The 23,588-nt window shown below is 65.1% G+C and carries 22 protein-coding genes and 1 tRNA gene; 17 read left to right on the top strand and 6 right to left on the bottom strand.

Features of this window, described 5'->3' with window-relative positions:
• The first annotated feature begins 134 nt into the window (after positions 1–134).
• From ACOJCM_RS07100 to ACOJCM_RS07110, 3 genes are read left to right on the top strand one after another with little or no spacing between them, the layout of a single operon-like run.
• Positions 135–803 (top strand): vWA domain-containing protein, encoded by a 669-nt coding sequence (locus ACOJCM_RS07100; RefSeq protein ID WP_445211372.1) that lies wholly within the window; start codon positions 135–137, stop codon positions 801–803.
• Between the two features lie 28 nt (positions 804–831).
• On the top strand, positions 832–1,815 hold the full coding sequence (locus ACOJCM_RS07105; RefSeq protein ID WP_445211373.1) for a kinase: 984 nt from the start codon (positions 832–834) through the stop codon (positions 1,813–1,815).
• Positions 1,805–2,662 (top strand): protein phosphatase 2C domain-containing protein, encoded by an 858-nt coding sequence (locus tag ACOJCM_RS07110; protein ID WP_445211374.1) that lies wholly within the window; start codon positions 1,805–1,807, stop codon positions 2,660–2,662. Before ACOJCM_RS07105 ends, ACOJCM_RS07110 begins: the two co-directional genes overlap by 11 nt.
• A gap of 130 nt (positions 2,663–2,792) precedes the next feature.
• On the opposite strand, the gene ACOJCM_RS07115 is transcribed toward ACOJCM_RS07110, so the two are convergent.
• A tRNA-Met gene (locus ACOJCM_RS07115) sits at positions 2,793–2,869 on the bottom strand.
• Positions 2,870–3,066: 197 nt separating this feature from the next.
• On the opposite strand from ACOJCM_RS07115, the gene phbB reads away from it, so the two are divergent.
• Entirely contained in the window at positions 3,067–3,813 is a 747-nt protein-coding gene (gene phbB, locus ACOJCM_RS07120) for an acetoacetyl-CoA reductase (protein ID WP_445211375.1), read from the top strand.
• 64 nt (positions 3,814–3,877) lie between these two features.
• Here the strand turns inward: phbB and ACOJCM_RS07125 are convergent, their stop codons facing one another.
• Positions 3,878–6,661: a DUF349 domain-containing protein gene (locus ACOJCM_RS07125; RefSeq protein ID WP_445211376.1), complete on the bottom strand. Its 2,784-nt coding sequence runs from the start codon at positions 6,659–6,661 to the stop codon at positions 3,878–3,880.
• Between the two features lie 256 nt (positions 6,662–6,917).
• Between ACOJCM_RS07125 and minC the strand changes: the two genes are divergently transcribed.
• From minC to sbcB, 4 genes are all read left to right on the top strand, one after another.
• Complete coding sequence (gene minC, locus ACOJCM_RS07130) at positions 6,918–7,661, top strand: septum site-determining protein MinC (protein ID WP_445211377.1); 744 nt, start codon at positions 6,918–6,920, stop codon at positions 7,659–7,661.
• 53 nt (positions 7,662–7,714) lie between these two features.
• The gene (gene minD, locus ACOJCM_RS07135) at positions 7,715–8,533 is read left to right on the top strand and encodes a septum site-determining protein MinD (RefSeq protein ID WP_445211378.1); all 819 of its coding nucleotides are present in this window, start codon (positions 7,715–7,717) and stop codon (positions 8,531–8,533) included.
• Entirely contained in the window at positions 8,530–8,781 is a 252-nt protein-coding gene (gene minE, locus ACOJCM_RS07140; RefSeq protein ID WP_104205310.1) for a cell division topological specificity factor MinE, read from the top strand. The genes minD and minE overlap by 4 nt, the downstream gene beginning before the upstream one ends.
• Before the next feature lie 146 nt (positions 8,782–8,927).
• Positions 8,928–10,418, top strand: coding sequence for an exodeoxyribonuclease I (sbcB, locus tag ACOJCM_RS07145; RefSeq protein ID WP_445211379.1), 1,491 nt, complete (start codon positions 8,928–8,930; stop codon positions 10,416–10,418).
• Positions 10,419–10,497: 79 nt separating this feature from the next.
• Here sbcB and ACOJCM_RS07150 read toward each other — a convergent pair whose 3' ends face one another.
• Positions 10,498–13,374 carry an insulinase family protein gene (locus ACOJCM_RS07150; RefSeq protein ID WP_445211380.1) on the bottom strand — a complete coding sequence of 959 codons (2,877 nt, stop codon included), beginning with the start codon at positions 13,372–13,374 and terminating at the stop codon, positions 10,498–10,500.
• Positions 13,374–14,057, bottom strand: a complete 684-nt coding sequence (locus ACOJCM_RS07155; RefSeq protein WP_445211381.1) for an SOS response-associated peptidase — start codon at positions 14,055–14,057, stop codon at positions 13,374–13,376. Before ACOJCM_RS07155 ends, ACOJCM_RS07150 begins: the two co-directional genes overlap by 1 nt.
• A gap of 159 nt (positions 14,058–14,216) precedes the next feature.
• Here ACOJCM_RS07155 and ACOJCM_RS07160 point away from each other — a divergent pair, with 159 nt between their 5' ends.
• Complete coding sequence (locus tag ACOJCM_RS07160; protein ID WP_445211382.1) at positions 14,217–14,834, top strand: TetR/AcrR family transcriptional regulator; 618 nt, start codon at positions 14,217–14,219, stop codon at positions 14,832–14,834.
• Entirely contained in the window at positions 14,831–15,550 is a 720-nt protein-coding gene (locus ACOJCM_RS07165) for a 1-acyl-sn-glycerol-3-phosphate acyltransferase (RefSeq protein ID WP_445211383.1), read from the top strand. Before ACOJCM_RS07160 ends, ACOJCM_RS07165 begins: the two co-directional genes overlap by 4 nt.
• On the opposite strand, the gene ACOJCM_RS07170 is transcribed toward ACOJCM_RS07165, so the two are convergent.
• Positions 15,551–16,834, bottom strand: a complete 1,284-nt coding sequence (locus ACOJCM_RS07170) for an HlyC/CorC family transporter (RefSeq protein WP_445211384.1) — start codon at positions 16,832–16,834, stop codon at positions 15,551–15,553.
• Between the two features lie 90 nt (positions 16,835–16,924).
• On the bottom strand, positions 16,925–17,725 hold the full coding sequence (locus tag ACOJCM_RS07175) for a cytochrome C assembly family protein (protein WP_445211385.1): 801 nt from the start codon (positions 17,723–17,725) through the stop codon (positions 16,925–16,927).
• Between the two features lie 283 nt (positions 17,726–18,008).
• On the opposite strand from ACOJCM_RS07175, the gene ffh reads away from it, so the two are divergent.
• The 7 genes from ffh (at position 18,009) to ACOJCM_RS07210 (ending at position 23,537) form a co-directional block, all read left to right on the top strand.
• The gene (ffh, locus tag ACOJCM_RS07180) at positions 18,009–19,427 is read left to right on the top strand and encodes a signal recognition particle protein (protein WP_445211386.1); all 1,419 of its coding nucleotides are present in this window, start codon (positions 18,009–18,011) and stop codon (positions 19,425–19,427) included.
• A gap of 240 nt (positions 19,428–19,667) precedes the next feature.
• Positions 19,668–19,916: a 30S ribosomal protein S16 gene (gene rpsP, locus ACOJCM_RS07185; protein WP_104204845.1), complete on the top strand. Its 249-nt coding sequence runs from the start codon at positions 19,668–19,670 to the stop codon at positions 19,914–19,916.
• Positions 19,917–19,939: 23 nt separating this feature from the next.
• Positions 19,940–20,497, top strand: a complete 558-nt coding sequence (gene rimM / locus ACOJCM_RS07190; RefSeq protein WP_445211387.1) for a ribosome maturation factor RimM — start codon at positions 19,940–19,942, stop codon at positions 20,495–20,497.
• A gap of 26 nt (positions 20,498–20,523) precedes the next feature.
• Positions 20,524–21,285 (top strand): tRNA (guanosine(37)-N1)-methyltransferase TrmD, encoded by a 762-nt coding sequence (gene trmD / locus ACOJCM_RS07195; RefSeq protein ID WP_445212058.1) that lies wholly within the window; start codon positions 20,524–20,526, stop codon positions 21,283–21,285.
• Positions 21,286–21,440: 155 nt separating this feature from the next.
• On the top strand, positions 21,441–21,797 hold the full coding sequence (gene rplS, locus ACOJCM_RS07200) for a 50S ribosomal protein L19 (protein WP_111412830.1): 357 nt from the start codon (positions 21,441–21,443) through the stop codon (positions 21,795–21,797).
• A gap of 84 nt (positions 21,798–21,881) precedes the next feature.
• Positions 21,882–22,784, top strand: coding sequence for a site-specific tyrosine recombinase XerD (gene xerD / locus ACOJCM_RS07205; RefSeq protein WP_445211388.1), 903 nt, complete (start codon positions 21,882–21,884; stop codon positions 22,782–22,784).
• A gap of 3 nt (positions 22,785–22,787) precedes the next feature.
• Positions 22,788–23,537 (top strand): DsbC family protein, encoded by a 750-nt coding sequence (locus tag ACOJCM_RS07210; protein ID WP_445211389.1) that lies wholly within the window; start codon positions 22,788–22,790, stop codon positions 23,535–23,537.
• Positions 23,538–23,588 lie beyond the last annotated feature (51 nt).

Genomic DNA, 23,588 nt, shown 5'->3' on the forward strand with positions numbered 1-23,588 from the left:
CGGGTAATGGCGGTGGGATTCAAGGGGGCTGTGCCGCGTTGGTCAGCGGGCGCGGCATCCGGCTCGGGGCTGTGGTAGTCTCGTGTTCGTCTGGCCGTATCGAGGCTGGGCGCCCAGACATGAGGATTCGTGGGATGGCAACGTACCGACTGAACGGCGATAGCGACCTGATCGACAACCCTTCACCTCGTTGCGCGTGCATGCTGGTGCTGGATACCTCCGCGTCGATGTTCGGCCCGCCGATTCGTGAACTCAACGCCGGCGTCCAGGCCTTCATTTCGGCCATCCAGGAGGACGACATGGCCGCCTGTTCGGTCGAGCTCGGCGTCATCACCGCAGGCGGCAAGGTGACCGAACAGCTTCCCTTCACGACGGCCATGCACATATCCCAGTGTCGCCAGTTCACCGCCTCCGGCCTGACACCACTGGGCAGTGCCATGGAACTGGCGCTGGATCGCCTGGAGGAGCGCACCGCGGCGTACCGCAAGGCGGGGGTAGCCTACTACCAGCCTTGGCTCGTCGTGATCAGCGACGGCGTGCCGACCGACCAGTGGCAGGCAGCCTCGGCGAGAGCGCGGGCCCTGGCCCAGCAGCGTAAACTGGTGGTGATGCCGGTGGGCGTCGAGGAGGCCGACCTCGAGGCGCTCGGTGCCTTTTCCACCCGGCCCGCCAAGCGCCTCGATGGCTTGAAATTCCGTGAGTTCTTCCTCTGGCTGTCGGCCAGCATGAGTCGCGTTTCGGCATCATCTTCGACCACCGATCAGGTCAAGCTACCGCCGACCGACAGCTGGGACAGCATTTAGACGAATGCGTGGCGTCGAAGGAGGCCGAGTGGTTGCACGCGCATTGGTGGTGACGGATGCACAGGGCAAGGTCCGCCGGCTCGGCAAGCGTCTCGAACGGGGGGGCGAGGGGGAGATATTCGCCCTGCGCGACCGTCCCGACGTGATCGTCAAGTGGTACTACCCCGAGGTGCTCGACAAGCGCGGCGAGGAGTTGCACCGCAAGGTCGAAGCCATGCGTGGCCTGCGCGACGCCCACATGACCCGCGATGTCTGCTGGCCCCTGATCCGCGTCTTCGACGAGCAGCAGCGCTGGATCGGCTTCGCCATGTACCGGGCGCGCGGCGTGAAGATGAGCTTCCTCGCTCATGCCCTGCTTTACCAGCGCTATTTCCCCGGCCTGGATCGTCGCCGCATCGTCGGCTACCTGATCCGCTTCGTCGAAATCGTCCAGCAGTTGCACGAGGCCGGGGTCTGCATCGGCGATTACAACCTCAACAACGTCTTCTGCGTACCGTCGTCCGAGCAGGTGACGCTGATCGACTGCGACAGCTATCAGCTGCGGGTCGACGGTACCTTCTACCCTTGCCCCGTGGGCAGTCCGGACATGACGCCCAAGGAGCATCAGGGCGTCTCGTTCCGCCACATCGTGCGTTCGCCACGCAGCGAGGCCTTCTCGCTGGCGATCGTGCTGTTCAAATGCCTGATGCTGGGGCGTCACCCGTATGACATCGTCGGCGGCGACGACCCGGTGCGCAACCTCAGGCGAGGCAATTTCGCCTACGGTCGCGGGCAGCGTGACGTGCCGCAGGGGGTGTGGTACGAACTCTGGAGCGAGCTGCCCGATACCCTTCGCGACATGTTCGTGACCACCTTCACGATCGGAGCCGACGCCCCCGTTCAACGTGCCACTCTGCCGCAGTGGCATGCTGCATTGAGTGACTATCGCGAGGCGATGGCGGCCGGCGAGCATGCCGTGCGGCTGGCGACGCCAGGCCGACCGCAGCGATCGCAGGTGCTGCATGCCCGCTGAGCAGAGTCGGCTCGAGAGTGCATCGACAGCCACCTGGTCGACCCTGGCGGTTGCCACTGCCGGGCTGGCTCATATCGAGAACACGCCGCCCATCTCCTGCCAGGACGCCACCGATGCCGTAGCCGGCTTGCGGCCTGCACTCGTCTTGGCCGATGGGGCAGGAAGCTCGCCGGCCTCCGATCTGGGGGCGCGCACTTTGGTTTCCGCCATGCTGCGCCTGGCCAACACCCTGGAAACACAGCTTTCGTGGCTGCTTGACGGACGCGACGAGCCGGGGCTCGAGACGCTTGGCCAGTTCGTCGAACTTTTGACGCGCCATGCCCGGGGCTGCCTGATGGATCGCGCTGCCGAGCAGTGCCGGCCGGTTCGCGACCTGCGTTGCACGCTGTTGCTGACTCTGGTCGGCCGCGAGAGGCTAGTGTGGCTCAAGGTCGGCGATGGCGAGATCGTGCTGGAGCGGGCGGTGCCCGGCGAGTCGCAGGAAGACGGTGAGGTGGAACTCGTGCCGCACCTTTCGACGCTAGGCGAGCGTGGCAGGGGAGAGTTTGCCAATCATACGGTCTTTGTCGACGAACGCCTGGCCTTCGAACAGGTGCAGTATGGCAGCGTACCGGTTACAGACCTGACCGGCATCGCCCTGATGAGCGATGGCGCCGCCGAGAGGCTGGTGGCGCACGACGGTGCGCAGGTGGCAGGCCAGCTCAGCCACTGGCTCGATGACCTGCGCCAGGGACGGCTGCGGCGGCGTGACCTGGTGCGCCGCTTCTACCGGGAGGATTTCTGCCGTGGCACCAGCGGGGACGATCGCAGCATAGCCCTGGCCTCGCGGAACCTGGCGATACTGTGAGGCGGAGCGTTGCGGTGTGAACGAGTGACGGAGCCGCTGACGTTGAAACGAAGCGCGAAACCGACGGTCGTCGGTTCTTCATGGAGCGGGCAATAAAAAACCGAGGCTTCATGGCCTCGGTTTTCATATTTGGTAGCGGGGGCCGGATTTGAACCGACGACCTTCGGGTTATGAGCCCGACGAGCTACCAGACTGCTCCACCCCGCATCAACGTGTGGCGTATTCTACGCTTTTTCTGCGCTGTGTCAAGGTGAGCGACGTTGTTCGTGCAAGCGCGGCGCATGCGTCCATAATCAATGGGGGGAGCTTGAAGGCAATGCCTTCAGCCAGCATCCTGTTATGGCTGGCCTGCCGCGTTAGGTCAAGCATCGAGAAAACAAGCGTCATGATCAGGGAGGTGGAATATGACTCAAACAGCATCCGTAGCATGGGTCACCGGGGGCACCGGCGGCATCGGTTCGGCGATCTGTCGTGCACTGGCGAAAGCGGGCTACCACGTGGTGGCAGGCTACCACAATCCGGAAAAGGCCAAGACCTGGCTAGAGACACAGAAAGCCGACGGATTCGACAATATCACGCTGTCGGGTATCGATCTGACCGACTACCAGGCGTGTGAAGCCGGCGTCAAGGAGATCGAGGCGGCTCACGGGCCGATCAGCGTGCTGGTCAACTGCGCCGGGATCACCCGTGACGGCACGATGAAGAAGATGTCGCCCGATCAGTGGCACCAGGTGATCGACACCAACCTCAACAGTGTATTCAACACCTGTCGCAGCGTTATCGAGGGCATGCTCGAGAATAAGTACGGGCGCATCATCAATATTTCGTCGATCAACGGCCGCAAGGGCCAGTTCGGCCAGGTCAACTACTCGGCTGCCAAGGCCGGCATGCATGGCCTGACCATGGCACTGGCCCAGGAGACCGCCACCAAGGGCATCACGGTCAACACCGTCTCGCCCGGCTACATTGCCACCGACATGATCATGAAGATTCCCGAGAACGTACGCGAAGCCATACGTGAAACCATCCCGGTGAAGCGCTACGGCACGCCTGAAGAGATAGCAAGGCTGGTGGTTTTCCTGGCCGACAGGGAATCGGGCTTCATTACCGGCGCCAACATCGATATCAATGGTGGTCAATTCATGGGGTGAGTGGTGCTGTTCGAGTCACTTGCGGGAGGCCTCCGGGCCTCCCGTTTTCGTGCTCCGGCGCACGTCAAGGGGGCGGCAGGCGCGTGAGGCGGGTGAGCAGCGAGTCGAACTCGCCCACTTCCCGCTCCCACTGCTCGGGCGAGACCGGTCCGGTGGCCAACAGGTTACGCAGCACCATGCGGACCTCGTCGGCACGGCTCAATTCGCGGCCGAGGCCTTCGTTGAGCCGCTCGACCTGAATGGCCAGCCGCAACGGCTCGTCATGCTGGCTGATTCGCCCCATGGCCAGCAGCGAGAGATGAACGCGCAGGCGCGCCAGCTGCTCGCGGACTTCCTCGGGAGGCGGTGGGTTCTGCCGCGCGGCGTTGCGCTGTTCATGGGCGTTGCGCATGTCCTCGGCCAGATCGAGCCCGGGATCGAGTGAAACGTTTCTGCAGGCGAGCCCCTCGAGACATTCGGCATCTGCCGCCAGGTGGGCATCGAGCAGGGGGCGGCATGACTTCCAGCGCTGGATCTCATCCACCACCGCCAAGCGCGCCAGACGCTCGCGGCGGGCGCGTACGATGCCGCTCCAGCGCCGCCGCATGCCTTCGGTACGGCGTCCCGAAGGCAGCGGTTCCAGGGCGGCGGCTCGTTCGATGGCCTGTTCCAGGACGTGGCTATCGGCCGGGTGGGCCGGTTGCCACGCATCCAGGCGATCGATGAGCGCCTGCATTTCGTCGAGGCGCTGGCGCAACTGCTGTACCCGGTCGTCACGCTGGGCCTCGCGCATGGCGAAAATACGATCGCAGGCCGCCCGGAACTCACGCCACAGGGTCTGCTCTTCCCCACGCGGTGCGCGGCCGAGCTCCCGCCAGCGCTGCTGCAGCAATTTGGCTTTCTCGGCGCGCACCTCTGGGGGCATGGGGCTATCGGCCAGCTCGCAGGCGTCGTCGATCAGGCTGCGCTTGGCGTCGGCCACCTCCTTGGCGCGCTGGTCGATCAGGCCCTGCAGGGCGAAGCGGATGCGGCCAAAGCGACGGCCAATGGCCTGAGCTTGGTCACGTGGCACGGGAGAGTGACGGCGCCACTCCTCACGTGCCTGATCGCGGATGCGCCGCAAGGCATCGGGGTCGGCGTCGTTGGCGGGGGCGTCGAGCAGGGCCTCGAGCTGCTCGCACAGGGCGATGCGTGCCTCAAGGTTGCGTGCCCGCTCCTGGGCCTGCCGCTCATGCCATGGGGTCAGCCGCTCATGGATGCGGTCGGAGGCGCTGCGGAAGCGCTCGGAGAGCTCGCGGCTGGCGGCGGCATCGCCCAGGCCCTTCCAATCACGCACCAACTGGCGATGGCGGCGGTCGAGCTCGGCATCGGAGAGAGTGGTGTCGTCGGCGAGCTGCTCGATGGCCTGACACAGTTGTTCTCGCTTGGGACCGGCAACGAAGCCGCGCCAGTCGCGAAGTTCGGCCAGTCTGGCGCCGAGGCGCTTGAGTGTCGCCTGGTGTGGGCGCAAACGGGATGCCGGCAGAGCGTCGGCCCGGTGGCGCAGGCTCTGGTGAAGGCGGCTGGCGCCCTTGAAGGCGCCACGATCGAGCAATTGCTCCAGCTGCTCGAGATCCTGCGAGAATCGCGCCAGACGCTCTTCGATATCGTCGGATGTCGCCTGTGCCTGGCCTGCCAGCATCCGTTGCGCTCGGGCCAGCAGGGGGGATGGCGGCAGCTCGTCCGGCCACCGGCAGGCTTCGATGGTGGCTGACAATCGCGCGATGTCCTGTTCCCTGAGGGCCTGTTCGATCTCGTCGCTGTGTGCTTCGAGGCGTTCCCAGGTTTGCAGCACCCGGTCATAGTCCGCCAGCACGGTGTCGTAGCGCTCACGCAGCGCCTCGTCGGTAACGTGCAGGTCGGAGAGCGCTTGCCAGCGGTTGGCCAGGAGCACCTTCTGCGAGCGCAAGCTGGCAATGTCCTGCCCGGTCAGGCGATCGCCGCGGGGCAGGCTGGCCAGGCTCTCCTCCAGCGTCTCGAGTAGTGCCTCCCGGGCTTCGGCGGCTTGTTCGCGGCGACGGTCCGATTCGGCGACGGCGTGCTCATGGGCCTCGTGATCCGAGATGACCTTGCGACAGCGCAGGCTGGCATCCTGGAAGCGACGCTCCTGCTCTGCGTCGGGCAGGTCGCCGAGAGCCTCCCACTCGCGCAGCAGGTGCCGGAAACGGCCGGCATAGAGCGGCTCCCAGGGGGCGCGGGCATGCGCTTCCAGTTTTTGCAGCAGGGCCGCCCGCTGTTCTCGAGCCGCCGCCTGGGTGGCGGCATCGGTACGCAGCCGATTCAGGCGCTCGCGCGCCTGGCGCATGACATGACGGTCGCGACGTGCCTGTTGGACCATGCGCTGCAGACCGGCTTCGCTGGTCACCCGTGCCGCAGCGGCATGGCGGACGGCGGCAATGCCGTTATCGCAAGCCTGCTCGATCAGATCCTCTTCCGAGGTCAGCCGCGCCACGGCAGCCAGGCGCAGCTGCTGGTTGTCACCCTCGAGCGCCACGCGCGACAGCAGGCCCCTGTCGTCGAGCCCCTCGACGATGGACAGGCGCTGGGCCAGATCCAGGTTGCCGGCCTGTCCGGTAAGCAGGGTGGTCAGCCGACGACGCACTTCGGGCAGCTCCGGCTGACGGCTCGACAGGGCGAGCAGGATATCCACCGAGTCGATTCGGTCCAGTGCCGTCCCACGGACGGTGGCATCCGCGTCGAGACACAGGGCTTCCAGCGCCTCGCGCTGCTCGGGCCGAGCCGGGTCGAGCCTGGCCACGGCCTGACACCGAACCCGGGCGTCGGGGTGTTGCCAGCGGGGGGCAAAGAGGCGGCGAAGGAATCCGGGCATGAGACATCCTGAAATAAGCGACACGGCAGGCTGCTGCATCAGCCGTTGTTCTTGTAGCTGTCGGGGCAGCGTCTTTCGTCTAATGTATGATATCTAAGCACGCGCCGCGGCTATGGAAAAGTCTGTTGCGACAGGAATGTGTGGCTAAACGGCGACAATGGCCGACGTACTGGCTGGCCGTATCATCAGTTGCAGGGGGGATGGGAGTCGCTTAGCTTAGTCCCACGACCCGACAACACCCGAGTGGAGTCCGGCAATGAGCCTCAAATTGGACAGGGCAGACATGGCATTCACCTTCAAGGGGGGCATGCTGCCCATGACGGTCATGGAATTGGCGAGCGCCGATCCGGAGCAGATCCGGGAACAGCTTTCGGGCAAGCTTAGCCAATCCCCCGCCTTCTTCCAGCACACGCCCGTGGTCCTCAGCGTCGAGAAGCTCGACGAGCCCCATCTGGCCCTGGAGCGGATCTGTGCCGTTTGCCGGTCTCACAAGCTGCTGCCCGTCGCGGTTCGCGGTGGTGCCGATCCTGTCAAACAGTCGGCTTGGGCGCTGGGGCTTGGCTGGTTCCCCCCTTCCGACGCCTCGCGCGCCCGCTCGCTCGAGGAGGTGCCCCCTATCGAAACCCCGGTCGAGACCGTCGCGCCAGAGGCCAGCCAGCTCGAAGCGGGCAGCGGCGGCCGCATCTATCGCGGCACGATACGTTCGGGGCAGCAGGTGAGCGCCCCCGGGGGGGACCTGGTGGTCGTCGGTGCCGTCAACGCCGGGGCCGAGGTGCTGGCGGCAGGCAGCATTCATGTCTATGGCGCCCTGCGTGGACGCGCCCTGGCCGGTATCCACGGCGACACGGAAGTGGGAATCTTCTGTCGGGAGCTGCATGCCGAGCTGCTCTCGGTGGCGGGAACCTACAAGCGTCTCGAGGATATCGACCCGCATCTGCTAGGCGCCTCGGTGCAGGTCGTGCTTCGCGATGCCCAGCTGGGCATTACTGCGCTGGGTTAGCAACGACCGCGGCACCTTTTGTCATTCAATCGCTATCCAAAGGAACGTGCAACTTGGCCAAGATCATCGTAGTGACCTCAGGCAAGGGTGGGGTCGGCAAGACGACCAGTGCAGCGGCCATCGCCACCGGGCTGGCGCTGCGAGGCAACAAGACCGTCGTGATCGATTTCGACGTGGGGCTGCGCAACCTGGACCTGATCATGGGTTGCGAGCGTCGCGTGGTCTACGACCTGGTCAACGTGATACAGGGCGAAGCCGGTCTCAACCAGGCGCTGATCCGTGACAAGCGGGTCGACAACCTGCACATCCTGCCGGCCTCGCAGACCCGCGACAAGGATGCCCTCACGCCCGAAGGGGTCGAGAAGATCCTCGAGACCCTGGGCAAGGACTTCGATTACATCCTGTGCGACTCCCCTGCAGGCATCGAGCGAGGTGCGCAGCTGGCCATGTACTACGCCGACGAGGCGATCGTGGTCACCAACCCTGAAGTCTCGTCGGTACGCGACTCCGACCGCATCCTGGGCCTGCTTGCCTCCAAGACGCGGCGTGCCGAGCGCGGTGAGGATCCGGTCAAGGAGCACCTGCTGATCACCCGCTACAATCCAGCGCGGGTCGATCATGGCGACATGCTCAATCTCGAAGACATCCGCGAGATCCTGGCCATCGACCTGATCGGCCTGATTCCCGAGTCGGAAGCGGTGCTGCGTGCCTCCAACCAGGGCGTACCCGTGACCCACGATGACGATAGCGATGCGGGGCAGGCCTACATGGACACCGTGTCGCGCCTGCTGGGCGAGGAAGTCCCCCTGCGTTTTCATGAGCTCCAGAAGAAGAGCTTGCTGAGCCGCATGTTCGGAGGAGGTCGCCGGTGAAGTTACTGGAATTCCTGAAGCGCGAGCGCAAGAAATCCGCCTCGGTAGCCAAGGAGCGGCTGCAGATCATCGTGGCGCACCAGCGCAGCCAGCGCGGCCAGCCCGACTACATGCCGATGCTGGAGAAGGAGCTGCTGGAAGTGATCCGACGCTACGTGCAGGTGGATGACGACGCCATCAACATCAGCCTGGACAGCGAGGACAATTGTTCAGTGCTCGAGCTCAACGTCACCCTGCCGAGAAGTTGAGAAGCGGCAGACGCGTCGTCGATCGGGAAGGCCTCGGACGCCTTGGTCCAGGCTCGCACGGCCCCAGCGCCGTGTTCCCGGCTGAGTCGGTGGCGGTGCTATGTTAGTCTGTGCCGCTCAGGACGCCGTCAGGAGACACCGCGCCCATGGCGAAGCCCAATGCCGCCCCGATGACATTTCTGTGGCACGACTACGAAACTTTCGGCGCCGATCCCCGGCGCGACCGGCCTTCGCAGTTTGCCGCGATACGCACCGACACCGATTTCAACGAGATTGGCGAGCCGATCGAACTTTTCTGCAAGCCGGCGGATGATTACCTGCCGCATCCCCAGGCTTGCCTGATTACCGGTATCACACCGCAACAGGCGCGTCGCCGTGGCGTGCCCGAAACCGAGTTCGCCGGGCGCATCCATGCGCTGATGAGCGAGCCGGGGACCTGTGCGCTGGGCTACAACAGCCTGCGCTTCGACGACGAAGTCAGCCGCTGCCTGTTCTACCGCAACCTGCTCGATCCCTACTCCCGCGAATGGCAGAACGGCAACTCGCGCTGGGACCTGATCGATGCCGTGCGAACCTTTCACGCCCTGCGTCCTGCCGGCATCGAATGGCCGCGCCGTGAGGATGGCTCCCCCAGTTTCCGGCTGGAGGACCTGACGGCAGCCAACGGCATCGCCCATGAGGGCGCTCACGACGCCGTTGCCGACGTGCGCGCCACCATCGCGCTGGCCCGGCTGCTCAGAGAGCAAAATGCGCGACTCTTCGACCACCTGCTTGCGCTGCGTAGCAAGCACGAGGTGGCCAGGCGGCTCGATATTGCCGGACGCAAGCCGGTGCTCCACGTGTCGCGCCGCTACCCGGCCAGCCGTGGCTGCAGCGCGCTGGTCATGCCGTTGGCCGAGCATCCCACCAATCCCAACGGGGTCATCGTCTACGACCTTTCCGTCGCGCCCCAGGACCTGATCGAAATGGATGCCGAGCAGATCCGCCAGCGCGTCTTCGTCAGCAGTGACGACCTGGCGGAAGGGGCGGAGCGGATTCCGCTAAAGGTCATTCATATCAATCGCAGCCCGGTGATCCTGCCTGCCGCGGCGCTCAAGGATGCCGAGGGTCCGCGGCAGGGGGAGTACGGTGAGATCGTCGAGCGCCTTGGGCTCGACCTGACCGCCTGCCGGGCCAACTGGAGACAGCTGATGGCAAGCCCGGAGGTGGCGCAGAAGGTGAGGGAGGTCTTTGCCCAGCCGCCTCCCGAGGGCCCCCACGACCCGGACCTGATGCTCTATAGCGGCGGCTTCTTCTCGCCTGCCGACCGGCAGCAGATGCAGCGGGTGCGCGAAACCCCGGCCTGGGATCTGGTCGATGCGCGCTTCGCCTTTCAGGATGCCCGCCTGGAGGAGATGCTGTTTCGCTATCGGGCACGCAACTACCCCGACACCCTCAGCAGCGAGGAGCAGGCGCGCTGGGAGGCCTACCGCTGGGAACGCATGAACGATGCGGCCGTGGCCGGCTTCACGTTGAAGGATTTTGCGCGTGAAATCGAAAGACTCAACCAAGTGTCGCTTAGTGACCGCGACCGCCTGATTCTCGAGGAGCTCGTCATGCACGTGGAAGCGATGATGCCGGCCCAGGCTTTCGATTAAAGGGCTTCTCAAGTGTTCCAAGCTCGATGCGACAGCACCCGGCCTTTGGCCGGGTGCTGTCGTTGGGGGCCGGTGTGGCTCAGTCGTCGGCTTCGGGTATTGGCTCCAGATGACGGGTCAGGGTGGCCACGTCGCTGGGTTCGTCGCCAGGGTCGTAGGCAACGGTGGCGTTGGCAGCCTCGAGCAGCTCGGGCCAGGTTTCGCGCAGATCGTCGGCAGTGACCTCCAGCACGCGCCGTGCCAGACGCTCGCGGCGGTCGAAATCGGTATCGCCGAAGGACAGGGCGCGCCACAGTCGATTGGTCCGCTCCGACAGGCTGGTATCGCGTTGCAGCAGGTTATCCCGCACGGCCTGACGGTAGGGGGCCAGGTCGTCGTCCTCCATCGCAGCCAGGCGCTGGCTGAACGCCTCGAGGAAGGCATCGATATGGTCCTGGATCTCACCGCTCGGGGTGTCGGGAGACTGCACGAGCAGGCTCAGCCCCGGGGCGTCGAGCAGCGGTGAATAGCCCGCATTGACCACGTAGCCCAGCTGTTCTTCGGTACGCAGGCGCTGATAGAAGGGTGTGTCGATGACCTGCCCCAGCACCGAAAGGCGTGCCTGGGTGTCGAGTGAGCGATCGCTACCCTGCAAGTAGCGCAGCACCAGCGACTCTTCCCGGGTCGTATGGGGGTGCAGCGTCGGCAGGTCGTCATCGACACGCAGCGGTACCAGGTCGGGAATCGCCTCCTGCGGTTGCGTGGGGGCGAGCATCTCGGCCACGAGCCGTCCTTCACGGCGGGCCAGTTCGGCATCCAGGTTGCCGATGGCCAGCGCCTGCAGGCGCAGTTCGCCAAGGAACGTCTCGCGGAACTCACGCAGGTCTTCCACTGTCATTTCGCGGCTGGCTTCCAGCAGGCGCTGGGGTGGCCAATGCGGGCGAATCAGTGCCTCGGCCAGGGTGCGGTGCCCCTGGCGGAACAGCGCCGCCTGGGGAGCGTTGCGCCATTCGCGCTGGTGGCGGTAGCGCACCCGCTCGAAGCTTGCCTCGTCGATTTCGCCTTCGAGAAGCTGCTCTAGGGTGCGGCGCATGACCCGGTCCTGGCGATCGCGCCAGCCCGAAAAGGCGAGCGTGATGCCGCGGGCATGGGCATAGGCATCGACGTCATGCCCCGCCAGGCGAGCCGAATAAAATTCCTCGTTGAGGCTATCGTCGAGCCAGCCGGCGAGCAGGTCGGCCAGTACGGCGTGGCGTGGGTCGCTACTGGCGTCGGGGTGCTGCAGGCTGAAGCGCCACTCCACCTTGGGCGTATTGAAGCTGGTGTCCGCCATGTGCCAGAGGCCGAAGCCCTCCTCTTCCAGCAGCTGCCTGGGGCGCTCGTCCTGGATGTCGAGTAGCGTCACGTCCTCGGCGATGAAAGGATTGGGGTCGGGTTGGGCAAGACCCGCCAGCGGTTGTGCGGCGTCCGCTGCCGGCTCGACGTCGCGCCAGGGCGTGTCGAACCAGGGCGAATTCCGTTCACCCTCGACCTCGGGGCCGCTGTAGACGCGCAGCAGCGACTCGGGGCGCAGTGCATCGAGATACCGCTGGGTCAATTCAGGCTCGAAGCCATCCATGCGGTAAGCGGCATACTGCACATCCTCCACCGGGAAGCGGGCCAGGTTCATGGCCAGGCGCATGGCGCTCTGCAGCGACGATCCGTGCTGCTGGAAGCGGAACTGCTGCTCGGCAAGCTGGGCCTGTTCGGCGTAGCGCCACTCCTCCAGGCCGCTCTCGCGAATCTGCTCGATGGCGGCGAACAATGTGGCCTGGATCTCGTCGATGCGTTCGGCCCCGGCCGGTGTCAGGCTGACCCTGACCGAGAAGAGGGCGTGACGCTCGTCGCCACGTCCCACGCCGGCGGAAAGCCCGTCGGCCAGCCCGGCCTCGCGCAGTACCGCGAACAGGCTGCCTTCGCCTTCGTGCCCCAACAGGTGGGCGAGGAAGTCGGCGGGTTTGTGGCGATAGTGGCGCAGCGGATCCGATACCGGGAACATGAAGCTCACATGGCGACTGTCGCGTATCGACTGCAGCTCCACGTAGCGTGGCAGGTTCTCCTCCTCGACCAGAGGCTCCTCGATCACGGGGCGTTCCAGGTCGCGGTCGGCGATGTTGGCGAAACGCTCGGTCACCAGGGTTTCCAATTCATCGAGCGGCTGTGGTGCGACCAGCGCCAGATGCATCACGTTGGCATCGTAGTAGCGCTCGTAGAATTCGATGACCCGCTGGCGCAGGGAGGGCTCGTCATCCGGTCGGTCGGCCAGCGTCTCGCGGCTGCCTACCGAGAAGTGGGTGGTGGGGTTGGCATCGTTGAGCACCTGGTTGAGGACGTCGTTTTCGCGCCGACCGTCGTCGCGTATTCGTGCCATGTATTCGGAATGCACGATGTTGCGCTCGCTTTCGAGCTTCTCGGGGTTGAACAGCGGCGAGAGAAAGAACTGGCTGAAGCGGTCCAGTGCGCCGGGCAGCGCCTCGGGCTCGATGTCGAAGAAGTAGTTGGTATCCTGCGGCGCGGTGAAGGCGTTGTGGCTGCCACCGTGTCGCTGCAGGTAGTCCTGGTAGGCATCGGCTTCGGGATAGGGTTCGGTGCCCAGGAAGAGCATGTGTTCGAGGAAGTGGGCAAGCCCTTGCAGGTCGTCCGGGTCCTGTGCGCTACCCACGCCGACATTCATCGATACCGCTGCCTGGTCGGCCTCGGGATCGCTGACCAGCAACGCCGTGAGTCCGTTTTCAAGCAATAGCACCCGATAGTCACGGCTGTCGTGGGGACTGACATGAGGCTTCACCACCTCGTCGATTGCTTCCTCGTGGGCGGCATCGGACGGCTGCGCCTGGGCGAGCCCGGGCAGCATGCAACCGGCCAGTAAAAGACTCGCAAGCCATGGCAGCGAAGTTTGGGAAATTCGGCAAGGCAGGGGCAGGCGGGGCTTGGGCATTATGTCTCCTGTTCGTTCCAGCGCAGCATGGGGCCCGTCGGGTGGGCGCAGGCGGGATCCTGGTTGGCAGGGTTGTTCACCCTTCTAGATACCGGAAAGGCACCCAACAGTTCCCGCGGGGCAGGGCGCAACAGCGCTCGCGCGGTTTCCACCGGCGTGCTCGGGTCGAGCCAGCGCATGGCATCGGCGGCGTCGATCAGTGCCGGTAGCCTGTCGCCGAGCGGGGCCAGAAAAGCATTGGTCGGCACTGTCACCAGCGCCATCGAATCGGCGTGCTCGGTCAGGGTCGTGTGGTAGCGACACCATATCCCCGCGAGCAGCATCGGACCGCGGTCGACCCGGGTGACCAGGAACGGTTGCTTGAAGCGCGGCTGCGGCTTCCACAGGAAAACGCCCCCGGCCGGTATCAGGCTGCGTCGCGAGGCGAAGGCGTCACGGAACATCGGCCGTTCATCGAGAGACTCCGCCCGGGCGCAGTGGGGCGCGTGGTCGAGCACGGTCAGCCACGAGGGCGTCAATCCCCAGAACACCTGGCTCAGGCAGGCCGTGCCGGCTTCCATGCGTATGTGAGAGACCGGGCGTCTCGGCGCCAGGTTGGCGGCGGTCAGCAAGGGTGCCGCTTGGCGCAGCTCGGGCAGCAGTCGAGCCATCTCGAGCGGGGGGATATAGAGGCGGCCGGCCATGGAGTCTCCGCATATTGGGGTGGCGTCAGGGTAGCCAAGTCGAAGAAGACTGAAAAGGCTTGGCCTGGAATGGTCGAAAACAGTGTTCGATGTGCGCTATCCTAAACCACCGGGCAAACCATTCCGCCCTGTGATGCGTTACGTTCTGCGAGGAACCCGATGGCTCGTCCCCGACAGCATGCGCCCGAAGCGCTCCATGCCCAGGTCATGGCCGCATGCGATGACTGGCTGCAGGGCAATCCCGTGCATGCGCTCTCGCTGCGTGCACTGGCCCGCGAGGTGGGCTGCGCGCCGAGCACCCTGCTCAAGCTCTATGGAAGCTTCGGCAACTTGCTGCAACACGTGAATATCGAGACGCTGGCGCGCTTGCGCATGGTCATCGAGCCCCTGACCCAGGGGGTCGAACCCGAAGAGCAGATGCGGGCGCTGGCGTTGGCCTACTGGCAGTTCGCCCAGCGCGAGCCTTTTCGCTGGCAGTTGTTGTTCGACTATCCGCTGGCACAGGAAGGTGAGCTCGACCAGCGGCAGACCGACATGATCGAGGCGTTGTTCCTGCGCGTCGAGAACGGCCTCAAGGAGTACCAGCCGGCGCTTGGCGACCTCGAAGCCAGGCGCCTCGGACGTACCCTGTGGGGTAGCGTACATGGTCTGGTACAGCTGGGGCTCAACGAGCGCCTGGGCTACTGGCAGGGCCAGCAGCTCGAGGTCCCGGAGCTGCTCGACCAATTGCTCTCCACCATTCTTGCCGGCCTCAGGCATCGGTCCGATATCGCGTGAAGCTCGTTCTGTATGCGCTGCTCGGCTTCCTCTTGCTGCTGGGAGGCTGGCGTTTGGTTCGCTCACCGCGGCCCTTCATTCGTTTCCTTATTTTCCTGCTGGTGCATGGCTGCTATCGCTTGCGTCTGCGCGGTCTCGAGCATATCCCGACCAAGGGTGCCGCGGTGGTGGTGTGCAACCATGTCAGCTTCATGGATGCGCTGGTCATGGGTGGAGCGAGCCCGCGTCCGCTGCGCTTTTTGATGGATCGGCCGATCTACGAATCGCCTTGGCTCAACTGGCTGTTCCGCCTGGTGGGGGCGATTCCGGTGGAGTCCGACCGGCGTGATCCCGGCAGCGTGCGCCGTGCGCTGGAGGAAGTCAGTCGCGCACTGCGCAGCGGCGAAGTGGTCATGCTCTTTCCCGAGGGGCGCTTGACGCCTGACGGCGAGGTGCATGCCTTCCGACGCGGTCTGGAGACGATCCTGGCGCGCGATCCGGTGCCGGTGATTCCTGCCGGCCTGGCCGGGCTGTGGGGCTCCTGGACCTCGCACTGCGGCGGTCCGGCGCTATCCAAGCGGCCGCGGCGCCTGCGCGCTCGGGTGGCGCTCTATTTCGGCAAGCCGATTCCGCCCAGGCTCGCTCGCCGTGACCGCCTGGAGGCGCACGTACGCGCACTCAAGGCTGAAGGCGACAGCTGGGCCTGTCCACGCAAGGCGGCTTTGCCCAGGCATTGATCAAGGTTGACGCTGGCGGCCGCGTATCGCCTGCCAGCAGCGAGCCGAAGTGATGAGGTTGTCGCGGACCTCGAGAATTTCCATGCGAATGCTGCCGATCTGCAGGCAGGTGGGACCGTCGGGAAAGGCCTCCAGATGCTCGAGGATCAGGCCGTTCAAGGTCTTGGGGCCGTCGGTGGGCAACTTCCAGCCCAAGGCGCGATTGACGTCGCGAATGTTGGCGGTGCCATCGATCACATGACTGCCGTCGTCCTGCCGATGAATCTCCTGGTCCTGGCCGGCCACGTCGGTCGTGAACTCGCCGACGATCTCCTCGAGAATGTCCTCCAGCGTGACCAGCCCCTCCACGTCGCCATATTCGTCCACCACGATACCGATACGCCGCTTCTGCTTCTGGAAGTTGAGCAGCTGGGTATGCAGCGGCGTCGACTCGGGAATGAAATAAGGCTCGCGGGCCTCCTGCACGATCGACGCCTTGGTGACTTCGTCGCGTGACAGGAAGCGCGCCGCATTACGCAGATGCAGCATGCCGATGATGTTGTTGATGTCGCCCTTGTACACCGGCAATCGGGTGTGCTGACTGGTGCGGATCTGGGTCAGAATGGCCTCGAGGTCGTCGTCCAGGTCGATGCCTACCACCTCGTGACGCGGCACCATGATGTCGTTGACCGTGACGTTTTCCAGATCGAGTATCGACAGCAGCATCGCCTGGTGGCGATGGGGAATCAGCGTGCCCGCCTCGTGCACCACGGTGCGCAGTTCGTCACGGGTCAGGTTGTCTCCCCCGCCCTCGAGGCTCTTGATGCCCAGTAGTCGGAGCAGGCCGTTGGAGATCGCATTGACCAGCCACACGAACGGGTAGAGCAGCTTGAGCAGCGGCTCCAGCACCAGCGAAGAGGGGTAGGCGACACGCTCGGGCTTGATCGCGGCATACGTCTTGGGACTGACCTCGGCGAAGATGAGGATCACGATGGTCAGGATCAGAGGAGCGACCGCGGGACCGGTAACTTCGCCGAAGAAGTGAATGGCGAGCACGGTCGCGATGGCCGCCGCCAGGTTGTTCACCAGGTTGTTGCCGATCAGGATCACGCCGATGAGCCGGTCCGGGCGCGCCAGCAGCCTCAGGACCCGGCGAGCCCGATTGTCCCCGCTGTTGGCCTCGTGGTTCAGCCGATAGCGGTTGATCGACATCATGCCGGTCTCGGAGCTCGAGAAGAAGGCGGAAAGGCAGATGAGTAGGATAAGCAGGCCGAACAGCAATCCCAATGGGAAGTCGTCGCTCAAGGTCGTTGGATCCTCGTTGGCGTGTCAGCCCCGTTTGTAGGGATTCGGCCCTTCGGTGTCAAGGCGACTTCCGCCTCAGGGGAAGCACCCTCAGCTGCGGTTGAGGATGACCTCGAGCACGAACTTGCTGCCGAAGTAGGCCAGCAGCAACACGGCGCACCCGCCCAGCGTCCAGCGCACGGCGCGCATGCCACGCCAGCCCAGCACGTGGTGACTGATCAACAAGATGGCGAAGATCACCCAGGCGGCCAGTGACAGGATGGTCTTGTGCGCTAGGTGCTGGGCGAACATGCTGTCGAGGAATAGAAAGCCACTGACGATCGACAAGGTGAGCAGGACCATGCCGGCCCAGATCAGTTCGAACAACACCCGTTCCATGGTGGTCAGCGGGGGAAGCACCTGCACCATGCCGCGGATGTGATGGTGACGCAGGGCCTGATTCTGCAGCCCCAGCAGCACCGCCTGGCAGGCGGCGATGAACAGCACGCCGAACGCCAGTGCCGAGCTCATGGCATGCAGCGCGATGCCCGGCGTCATGCCGCCGGTTCGCTCCGGACTCGGCAGGCCCACCGCCAGCAGCAGGGCGAGACCGGAGATGGGGAACAGTGCCACCGCCACGTTGAGCACCGGCTTGGCCAGGCTGACGCCCAGCAGCAGGACGATCATGATGGCGGTCAGTACCGCGGCGCTGGTCGACAGGCCGGGCATCTGCCCTGGGCTCTGGTCGATCAACTGCAGTGCTGCGGGAAGATGGAACAGCAGGCCCAGCATGCCCAGGGTGCGCACCAGCGCCGGACGCTGCGGAACGCGCCGCAGCAGCGTGAGCCCCTGCCAGGAGGCAGCACCCAGGTAGAGAAGAAAGGCCATGATGGCCAGAGGAAGCGCCTGCATCAGTGTCGTCCGTGCGCCGTATCCGGCGTCAGTGCATCTCGTTGGATGGGGCCACTATAACCAATCCTCGCTGCGCCGCACAGCCGTAGCGAGGGGGCCATGCATGGAGACTGTCCGCTGCAAGGCGTATAATGTCGGCCAGATTCTTCAACCGCTTTACCGGGGCTGTTTCCCGCCGGCCTGCCGTGATCCTGTCGCAAGCGTGACGCTTCGTCGCAGGTGCTTCTCGACGCGTTTCGAGGCATGGCCCGAGCCGACAGCCCGACATCAGCCGGAGTGGCGTATGTTCCAGAACCTCAGCGAGCGGCTTTCCCAGACGCTCAAGTCCATCAAGGGCCAGGCGCGCCTGACCGAGGACAACATCAAGGACACGCTGCGTGAGGTACGCCGCGCACTGCTCGAGGCCGATGTTGCCCTGCCGGTGGTCAAGGACTTCATCGAGCGGGTCCGCGAGCGTGCCGTGGGGCAGGAGGTGTCGAAGAGCCTCTCGCCCGGTCAGCAGTTCGTCAAGATCGTCCAGCAGGAGCTCGAGGCAACCATGGGCGAGGCCAACGTGGGCCTCTCGCTCAAGGGGTCGCCTGCCGTGATCCTCATGGCCGGCCTGCAGGGGGCGGGCAAGACCACCTCGGTGGCCAAGCTGGCACGCTATCTCAGGGAGCGCGAAAAGAAGAAGGTGCTCGTGGTTTCCGCCGACGTCTATCGCCCGGCGGCCATCGATCAGCTCGAGACGCTAGCAAGCGAGGTGGGGGCGGATTTCTTCCCCTCACGCAGTGACCAGAAGCCGGTTGCCATCGCCGAGGCGGCGATCAAGCATGCCAAGATCCAGTTCCATGACGTCGTGATCGTCGATACCGCCGGCCGTCTGGCCATCGACGAAGCCATGATGGACGAAATCGCCGAACTGAATCGGGCCTGCCAGCCGCAGGAAACCCTGTTCGTGGTCGATGCCATGACCGGTCAGGATGCCGCCAACACGGCCAAGGCGTTCCACGAGGCGCTGCCGTTGACCGGCGTCATTCTGACCAAGGCCGACGGTGATGCCCGTGGCGGTGCCGCGCTGTCGGTGCGCCACATCACCGGCAAGCCGATCAAGTTCATGGGCGTGGGCGAGAAGGTCGACGCCCTTGAGCCCTTCCATCCGGATCGGGTGGCCTCGCGCATCCTCGGCATGGGCGACGTGCTGTCGCTGATCGAGGAGGCCGAGCGCACGGTCGACAAGAAGAAGGCCGAGCAACTCGCCAAGAAGGTCAAGAAGGGCGAGGGCTTCGACCTCGAGGACTTTCGCGACCAGCTCCAGCAGCTCAAGAAGATGGGCGGCATGGGCGGCCTGCTCGGCAAGCTGCCGGGCATGGGTCAGATGGCGGAACTGGCGCAAGGGCCCGGTCCCGAGAAGGAGCTGGGCAAGCTCGAGGCACTGATCAATTCGATGACACCCCAGGAGCGACGCAAGCCCGAGATCATCAACGGTTCACGCAAGCGGCGCATTGCCGCCGGTGCCGGCCTGCAGGTGCCCGACCTCAATCGCCTGCTCAAGCAGCACAAGCAGATGCAGAAGATGATGAAGAAGGCGGGCAAGAAGGGCGGCATGCAGAAGATGATGCGCGGCATGTCCGGCATGATGGGCGGCGGCGGCCCTGGTGGCCCTGGCGGTCCCGGCGGCATGGGGGGCATGGGTGGTCCCGGCGGCTTCCCCTGGCGATAGAGCCGTGCTGGCGAGGCCCGAGAAAAAGGGTTTCAAAGCGGGGCTGATTTCCGTAGAATGCTGCGTCTTCATGGCAGGACCGTGGCTATGCCCGGCTGCACGCTTGTAAAAGAAGTGACCGAATGACGCGAAAGCGGGTCCACGGACCCGCTTTCCTGGCAGTTGCCGAGAACCCCGGCCGTTCGCCGGGGCCGGCGCATCGGTATTAAACGTAACCTCAACCGAAGGATATTTAACGCCATGGTTACCATTCGTCTGGCACGTGGTGGCGCCAAGAAGCGTCCCTTCTACCACCTGACCGTGACCGATTCACGCAACTCCCGCGACGGCCGCTTCATCGAGCGTCTGGGCTTCTTCAACCCCATCGCCCGCGGTCAGGAAGAGCGTCTGCGCGTCGACCTGGATCGCATTGCCCACTGGCAGGACCAGGGTGCCCAGATGTCCGACCGTGTGGCCGAGCTGGTCAAGGAAGCCCGCAAGCAGGCCTGAGCCTGCGTTGCCGCGGTAACGTCATGAGTGAGCAGGCCGCACGCAGCGAACGCGACGACCACGTGGTGCTGGGCAAGCTGACCAGCCCCTACGGCGTCAAGGGATGGCTCAAGGTCTACTCCCATACCAGCCCGATGGACGGCATCCTCGAATACGACGAGTGGGTGCTGCGCCAGGGTGATGCGCTGAGCCGCCACCGCCTGCTTCAGGGGCGGCGTCACGGCAAGGGCCTGGTAGCCCTGCTGGAGGGCATCGACTCGCGCGAGGCTGCCGAGCGCGCCGCCGGCGCCGAGATCCTGCTGCCCAAGGCAGAGTTGCCCGAGCTGGGCGGCGATGAATTTTACTGGCACCAGCTGGAAGGCCTTACGGTCGTGACCCGAGAGGGCGCGGTGTTGGGTCGTGTCGCCTACCTGTTCGAGACGGGTGCCAACGACGTGCTGGTGGTCAGGGGCGACCCGGAGGGAGTGCCGCCGGCCATCGACGATCGCGAACGGCTGCTGCCCTTCCTGCCCGACGAGGTGATCGTCGAGGTGGACCTGGCGGGTGGCACCATGTCCGTCGATTGGGACCCGGACTTTTGAGTGTCGAGGCGGATGCCGGGCCGGGCATGTGGGTCGGTGTGGTATCGCTGTTCCCGGAAATGTTCGAGGCCATTGCCCGGCACGGCGTCACGGGGCGGGCGGTCAGCCAAGGGCGCGTGGCGCTGGAGTTCTGGAATCCGCGCGACTATGCCACCGACCGGCATCGTACCGTGGACGACCGGCCTTATGGCGGTGGCCCCGGCATGCTGATGAAGGTCGACACCCTGCGTGCGGCCATTCATGACGCCCGTGAGCGGGCCAGCGAGGCCACGGGGCAGCAACCCCGGGTCATCTACCTGTCGCCCCAGGGGCGGCGGCTCGACCAGCAGGGCGTGCGCGAGCTGGTGTCCGGACCCCCGCTGGTGGTGGTGGCAGGACGCTACGAAGGCATCGATGAGCGCATCGTGGAGAGCGACATCGATGAAGAGTGGTCGATCGGCGACTATGTGCTCAGCGGCGGTGAGCTACCGGCCATGGTGCTGATCGATGCCGCGGCAAGACTGGTACCCGGGGTGTTGGGGCACCACGATTCCGCGGTGGAGGACTCCTTCAACGAGGGGCTGCTGGACTGCCCGCACTATACGCGCCCTGAAGAGATCGACGGGCGTCGGGTGCCGGATGTTCTGCTCAGCGGTCACCACGGTGAGATCCGGCGCTGGCGGCTCAAGCAGTCGCTGGGGCGAACCTGGCTGAGGCGCCCCGACCTGCTGGAGGGTAGGGCGCTGGATGCCGAGCAACGCAAGTTGCTCGCGGAGTTCATCGAAGAATACGCCCTGTCTACCAGGTAGATTGGGGCGGAGGTGCAGGGCGCTGACTCGTATGAGCTTGCGGACCTGCGTCACCCATCATCTCCCGCGCTCTCGAGCCAGTCTCGGGCGCCGGGATCACGCACCGCCCTCGGACCTGAAGTGGCGGCGGTGCCGATTATCGAGGAGTTAATGTCATGAGCAGCAAGAACAAGGTGATCCAGGCGCTTGAAGCCGAGCAGATGAGCAAGCAGGTGCCGGAATTCGCCCCGGGCGATACCGTCGTCGTGCAGGTCAAGGTCAAGGAAGGCAATCGTGAGCGTCTGCAGGCCTTCGAAGGCGTGGTGATCGGCAAGCGTAACCGCGGCCTGAACTCCGCCTTCACCGTGCGTAAGATTTCCCACGGCGTTGGTGTCGAGCGTACCTTCCAGACCTATAGCCCGCTGGTCGACTCTATCGAGGTCAAGCGTCGCGGCGACGTGCGTCAGGCCAAGCTGTACTACCTCCGTGAGCGCAGCGGCAAGTCGGCTCGTATCAAGGAAAAGCTTTCCTGATCCGGAATGGCTGACGGCGTTCGCGCCAAGCAGGCCCCGCCACCGCTTACGCGGGGCGGGGCTTCGTCGTATTCGGGCGATGCCATGACACACGATAATCGGTCCCTTGCATTGATCGAGACCTTCCTCGATGCCCTCTGGCTCGAGCGCGGGGCGAGCGAGCATACGCTGGCGGCCTACCGTCGCGACCTGGAAGCCTGGGCGGCTCGGCTGGCCGAGTCGGGCGACACGCTGCTCATGCCGGCCGAGACGCTATTGCCCACCTGGCTCGATGAACGTCGGGCCGGCGGCTACCAGCTGCGCAGCAATGCCCGGCTGCTCTCCAGCCTGCGCGGTTTCTACCGCTGGGCGCTGGCCGAGGGGCGCATCGAGCGAGATCCGCTGGCCGAGGTGCGCCTGCCGCGGGTGCGGCCCAACCTGCCGGACACCCTCGAGGAGGATGAAGTGGAGCGCCTGCTGGCCGCCCCCGACCTTGCCACCGACATCGGCCTGCGCGATCGCGCCATGCTTGAGGTGCTATACGGCTGCGGCCTTCGCGTGTCGGAACTGGTGGGGCTGAGCGTGGATGCGGTCAACCTGCGTCAGGGCGTGGTTCGGGTGCGCGGCAAGGGAGACAAGGATCGGCTGGTCCCGCTGGGGGAGGAGGCCGTACACTGGCTGTCGCGTTATCTCCGCAGCGGGCGTGGCGCCTTGATGAGCGACGTGACGCGGCCGGCACTGTTTCCCGGGCGTGGCGACCAGTGCATGACCCGCCAGACCTTCTGGCATCGGATCAAGGCACACGCACGCACGGCCGGTATCTCGCGACCGCTGTCGCCGCATACGCTGCGGCATGCATTCGCCACGCATCTGTTGAATCATGGGGCCAACCTGCGTGTCGTACAGCTGCTGCTCGGTCATAGCGATCTTTCGACCACGCAGATTTACACCCATGTGGCGCAGGCGCGGCTCGAAGCCCTGCACGCCGACCATCATCCTCGAGGCTGATTCATGATTGCGTTCTCCCATCGTCTTGCCGCTTCCTTGCTGGCCGCACCCGTTGCGGCGCTGCTGTTGCCTTCCGCTGCCCTTGCCGACCCTGCCGAACGGCTTGCCGAGAATCTTCAGGTCAACGGCCAGTCAATGCCCGTCGCCAGCGTGCACGAGACGCCGCTGGAGGGCTTCTACCAGGTGCGGCTGGAAACCGGCGAGGCGTTCTACAGTGACGCCGAAGGCAACTATTTCCTGGTCGGCGACCTCTACGAGAACGGCGAGGGAGGGCTGACCAATCTGACCGAGCAGTCGCGCAACGTGGAGCGGGCCGGAGAGCTTGCCAAGGTGCCCGAGAGCGAAAGGGTGATCTTCCGCGGCACCGGCGACAGCCGCGCCGAGCTCGTCGTTTTCACCGATACCACCTGCCCCTACTGCCGCCAGTTTCACGAGGAAGTGCCCAGGCTCAACGAGATGGGCATCGAGGTGCACTACCTGGCGTTTCCGCGGGCGGGCATGGACTCCGAGGGGGCGCGCATCCTCGAGCAGGTCTGGTGTGCCGACAACCGCAGCGAGGCGATGAACGCGGGCAAGCGCCAGGAAGAGATTTCGGGGAGCGCCGACTGCTACAATCCGGTCGAGGAACAGTATCATCTGGGCATGGCCGTGGGCGTCCAGGGCACGCCGGCTATTGTGTTGCCCGATGGCCGGCTGGTGCCGGGGTACGTACCTGCCGAACGCCTGGCCGAGATGCTTGGCCTGGCGGAGTGATGGCAGACAGAGAGCTGCCAGGCATATGAACGCTGGACATTGACACCTTCA

The organism is Billgrantia hypersalina (assembly GCF_052584175.1).

Excerpts from the sequence above, each read along its gene's own strand:
- ACOJCM_RS07110 (WP_445211374.1), top strand. The coding sequence starts at position 1,805 with ATGCCCGCTGAGCAGAGTCGGCTCGAGAGTGCATCGACAGCCACCTGG.
- ACOJCM_RS07210 (WP_445211389.1), top strand. The coding sequence starts at position 22,788 with ATGATTGCGTTCTCCCATCGTCTTGCCGCTTCCTTGCTGGCCGCACCC.
- phbB (WP_445211375.1), top strand. The coding sequence starts at position 3,067 with ATGACTCAAACAGCATCCGTAGCATGGGTCACCGGGGGCACCGGCGGC.
- rimM (WP_445211387.1), top strand. The coding sequence starts at position 19,940 with ATGAGTGAGCAGGCCGCACGCAGCGAACGCGACGACCACGTGGTGCTG.
- rpsP (WP_104204845.1), top strand. The coding sequence starts at position 19,668 with ATGGTTACCATTCGTCTGGCACGTGGTGGCGCCAAGAAGCGTCCCTTC.
- ACOJCM_RS07175 (WP_445211385.1), bottom strand. The coding sequence starts at position 17,725 with ATGCAGGCGCTTCCTCTGGCCATCATGGCCTTTCTTCTCTACCTGGGT.
- ACOJCM_RS07100 (WP_445211372.1), top strand. The coding sequence starts at position 135 with ATGGCAACGTACCGACTGAACGGCGATAGCGACCTGATCGACAACCCT.
- ffh (WP_445211386.1), top strand. The coding sequence starts at position 18,009 with ATGTTCCAGAACCTCAGCGAGCGGCTTTCCCAGACGCTCAAGTCCATC.
- ACOJCM_RS07125 (WP_445211376.1), bottom strand. The coding sequence starts at position 6,661 with ATGCCCGGATTCCTTCGCCGCCTCTTTGCCCCCCGCTGGCAACACCCC.
- sbcB (WP_445211379.1), top strand. The coding sequence starts at position 8,928 with ATGGCGAAGCCCAATGCCGCCCCGATGACATTTCTGTGGCACGACTAC.
- ACOJCM_RS07155 (WP_445211381.1), bottom strand. The coding sequence starts at position 14,057 with ATGGCCGGCCGCCTCTATATCCCCCCGCTCGAGATGGCTCGACTGCTG.
- ACOJCM_RS07160 (WP_445211382.1), top strand. The coding sequence starts at position 14,217 with ATGGCTCGTCCCCGACAGCATGCGCCCGAAGCGCTCCATGCCCAGGTC.
- rplS (WP_111412830.1), top strand. The coding sequence starts at position 21,441 with ATGAGCAGCAAGAACAAGGTGATCCAGGCGCTTGAAGCCGAGCAGATG.
- trmD (WP_445212058.1), top strand. The coding sequence starts at position 20,524 with ATGTGGGTCGGTGTGGTATCGCTGTTCCCGGAAATGTTCGAGGCCATT.
- ACOJCM_RS07150 (WP_445211380.1), bottom strand. The coding sequence starts at position 13,374 with ATGCCCAAGCCCCGCCTGCCCCTGCCTTGCCGAATTTCCCAAACTTCG.
- xerD (WP_445211388.1), top strand. The coding sequence starts at position 21,882 with ATGACACACGATAATCGGTCCCTTGCATTGATCGAGACCTTCCTCGAT.
- minC (WP_445211377.1), top strand. The coding sequence starts at position 6,918 with ATGAGCCTCAAATTGGACAGGGCAGACATGGCATTCACCTTCAAGGGG.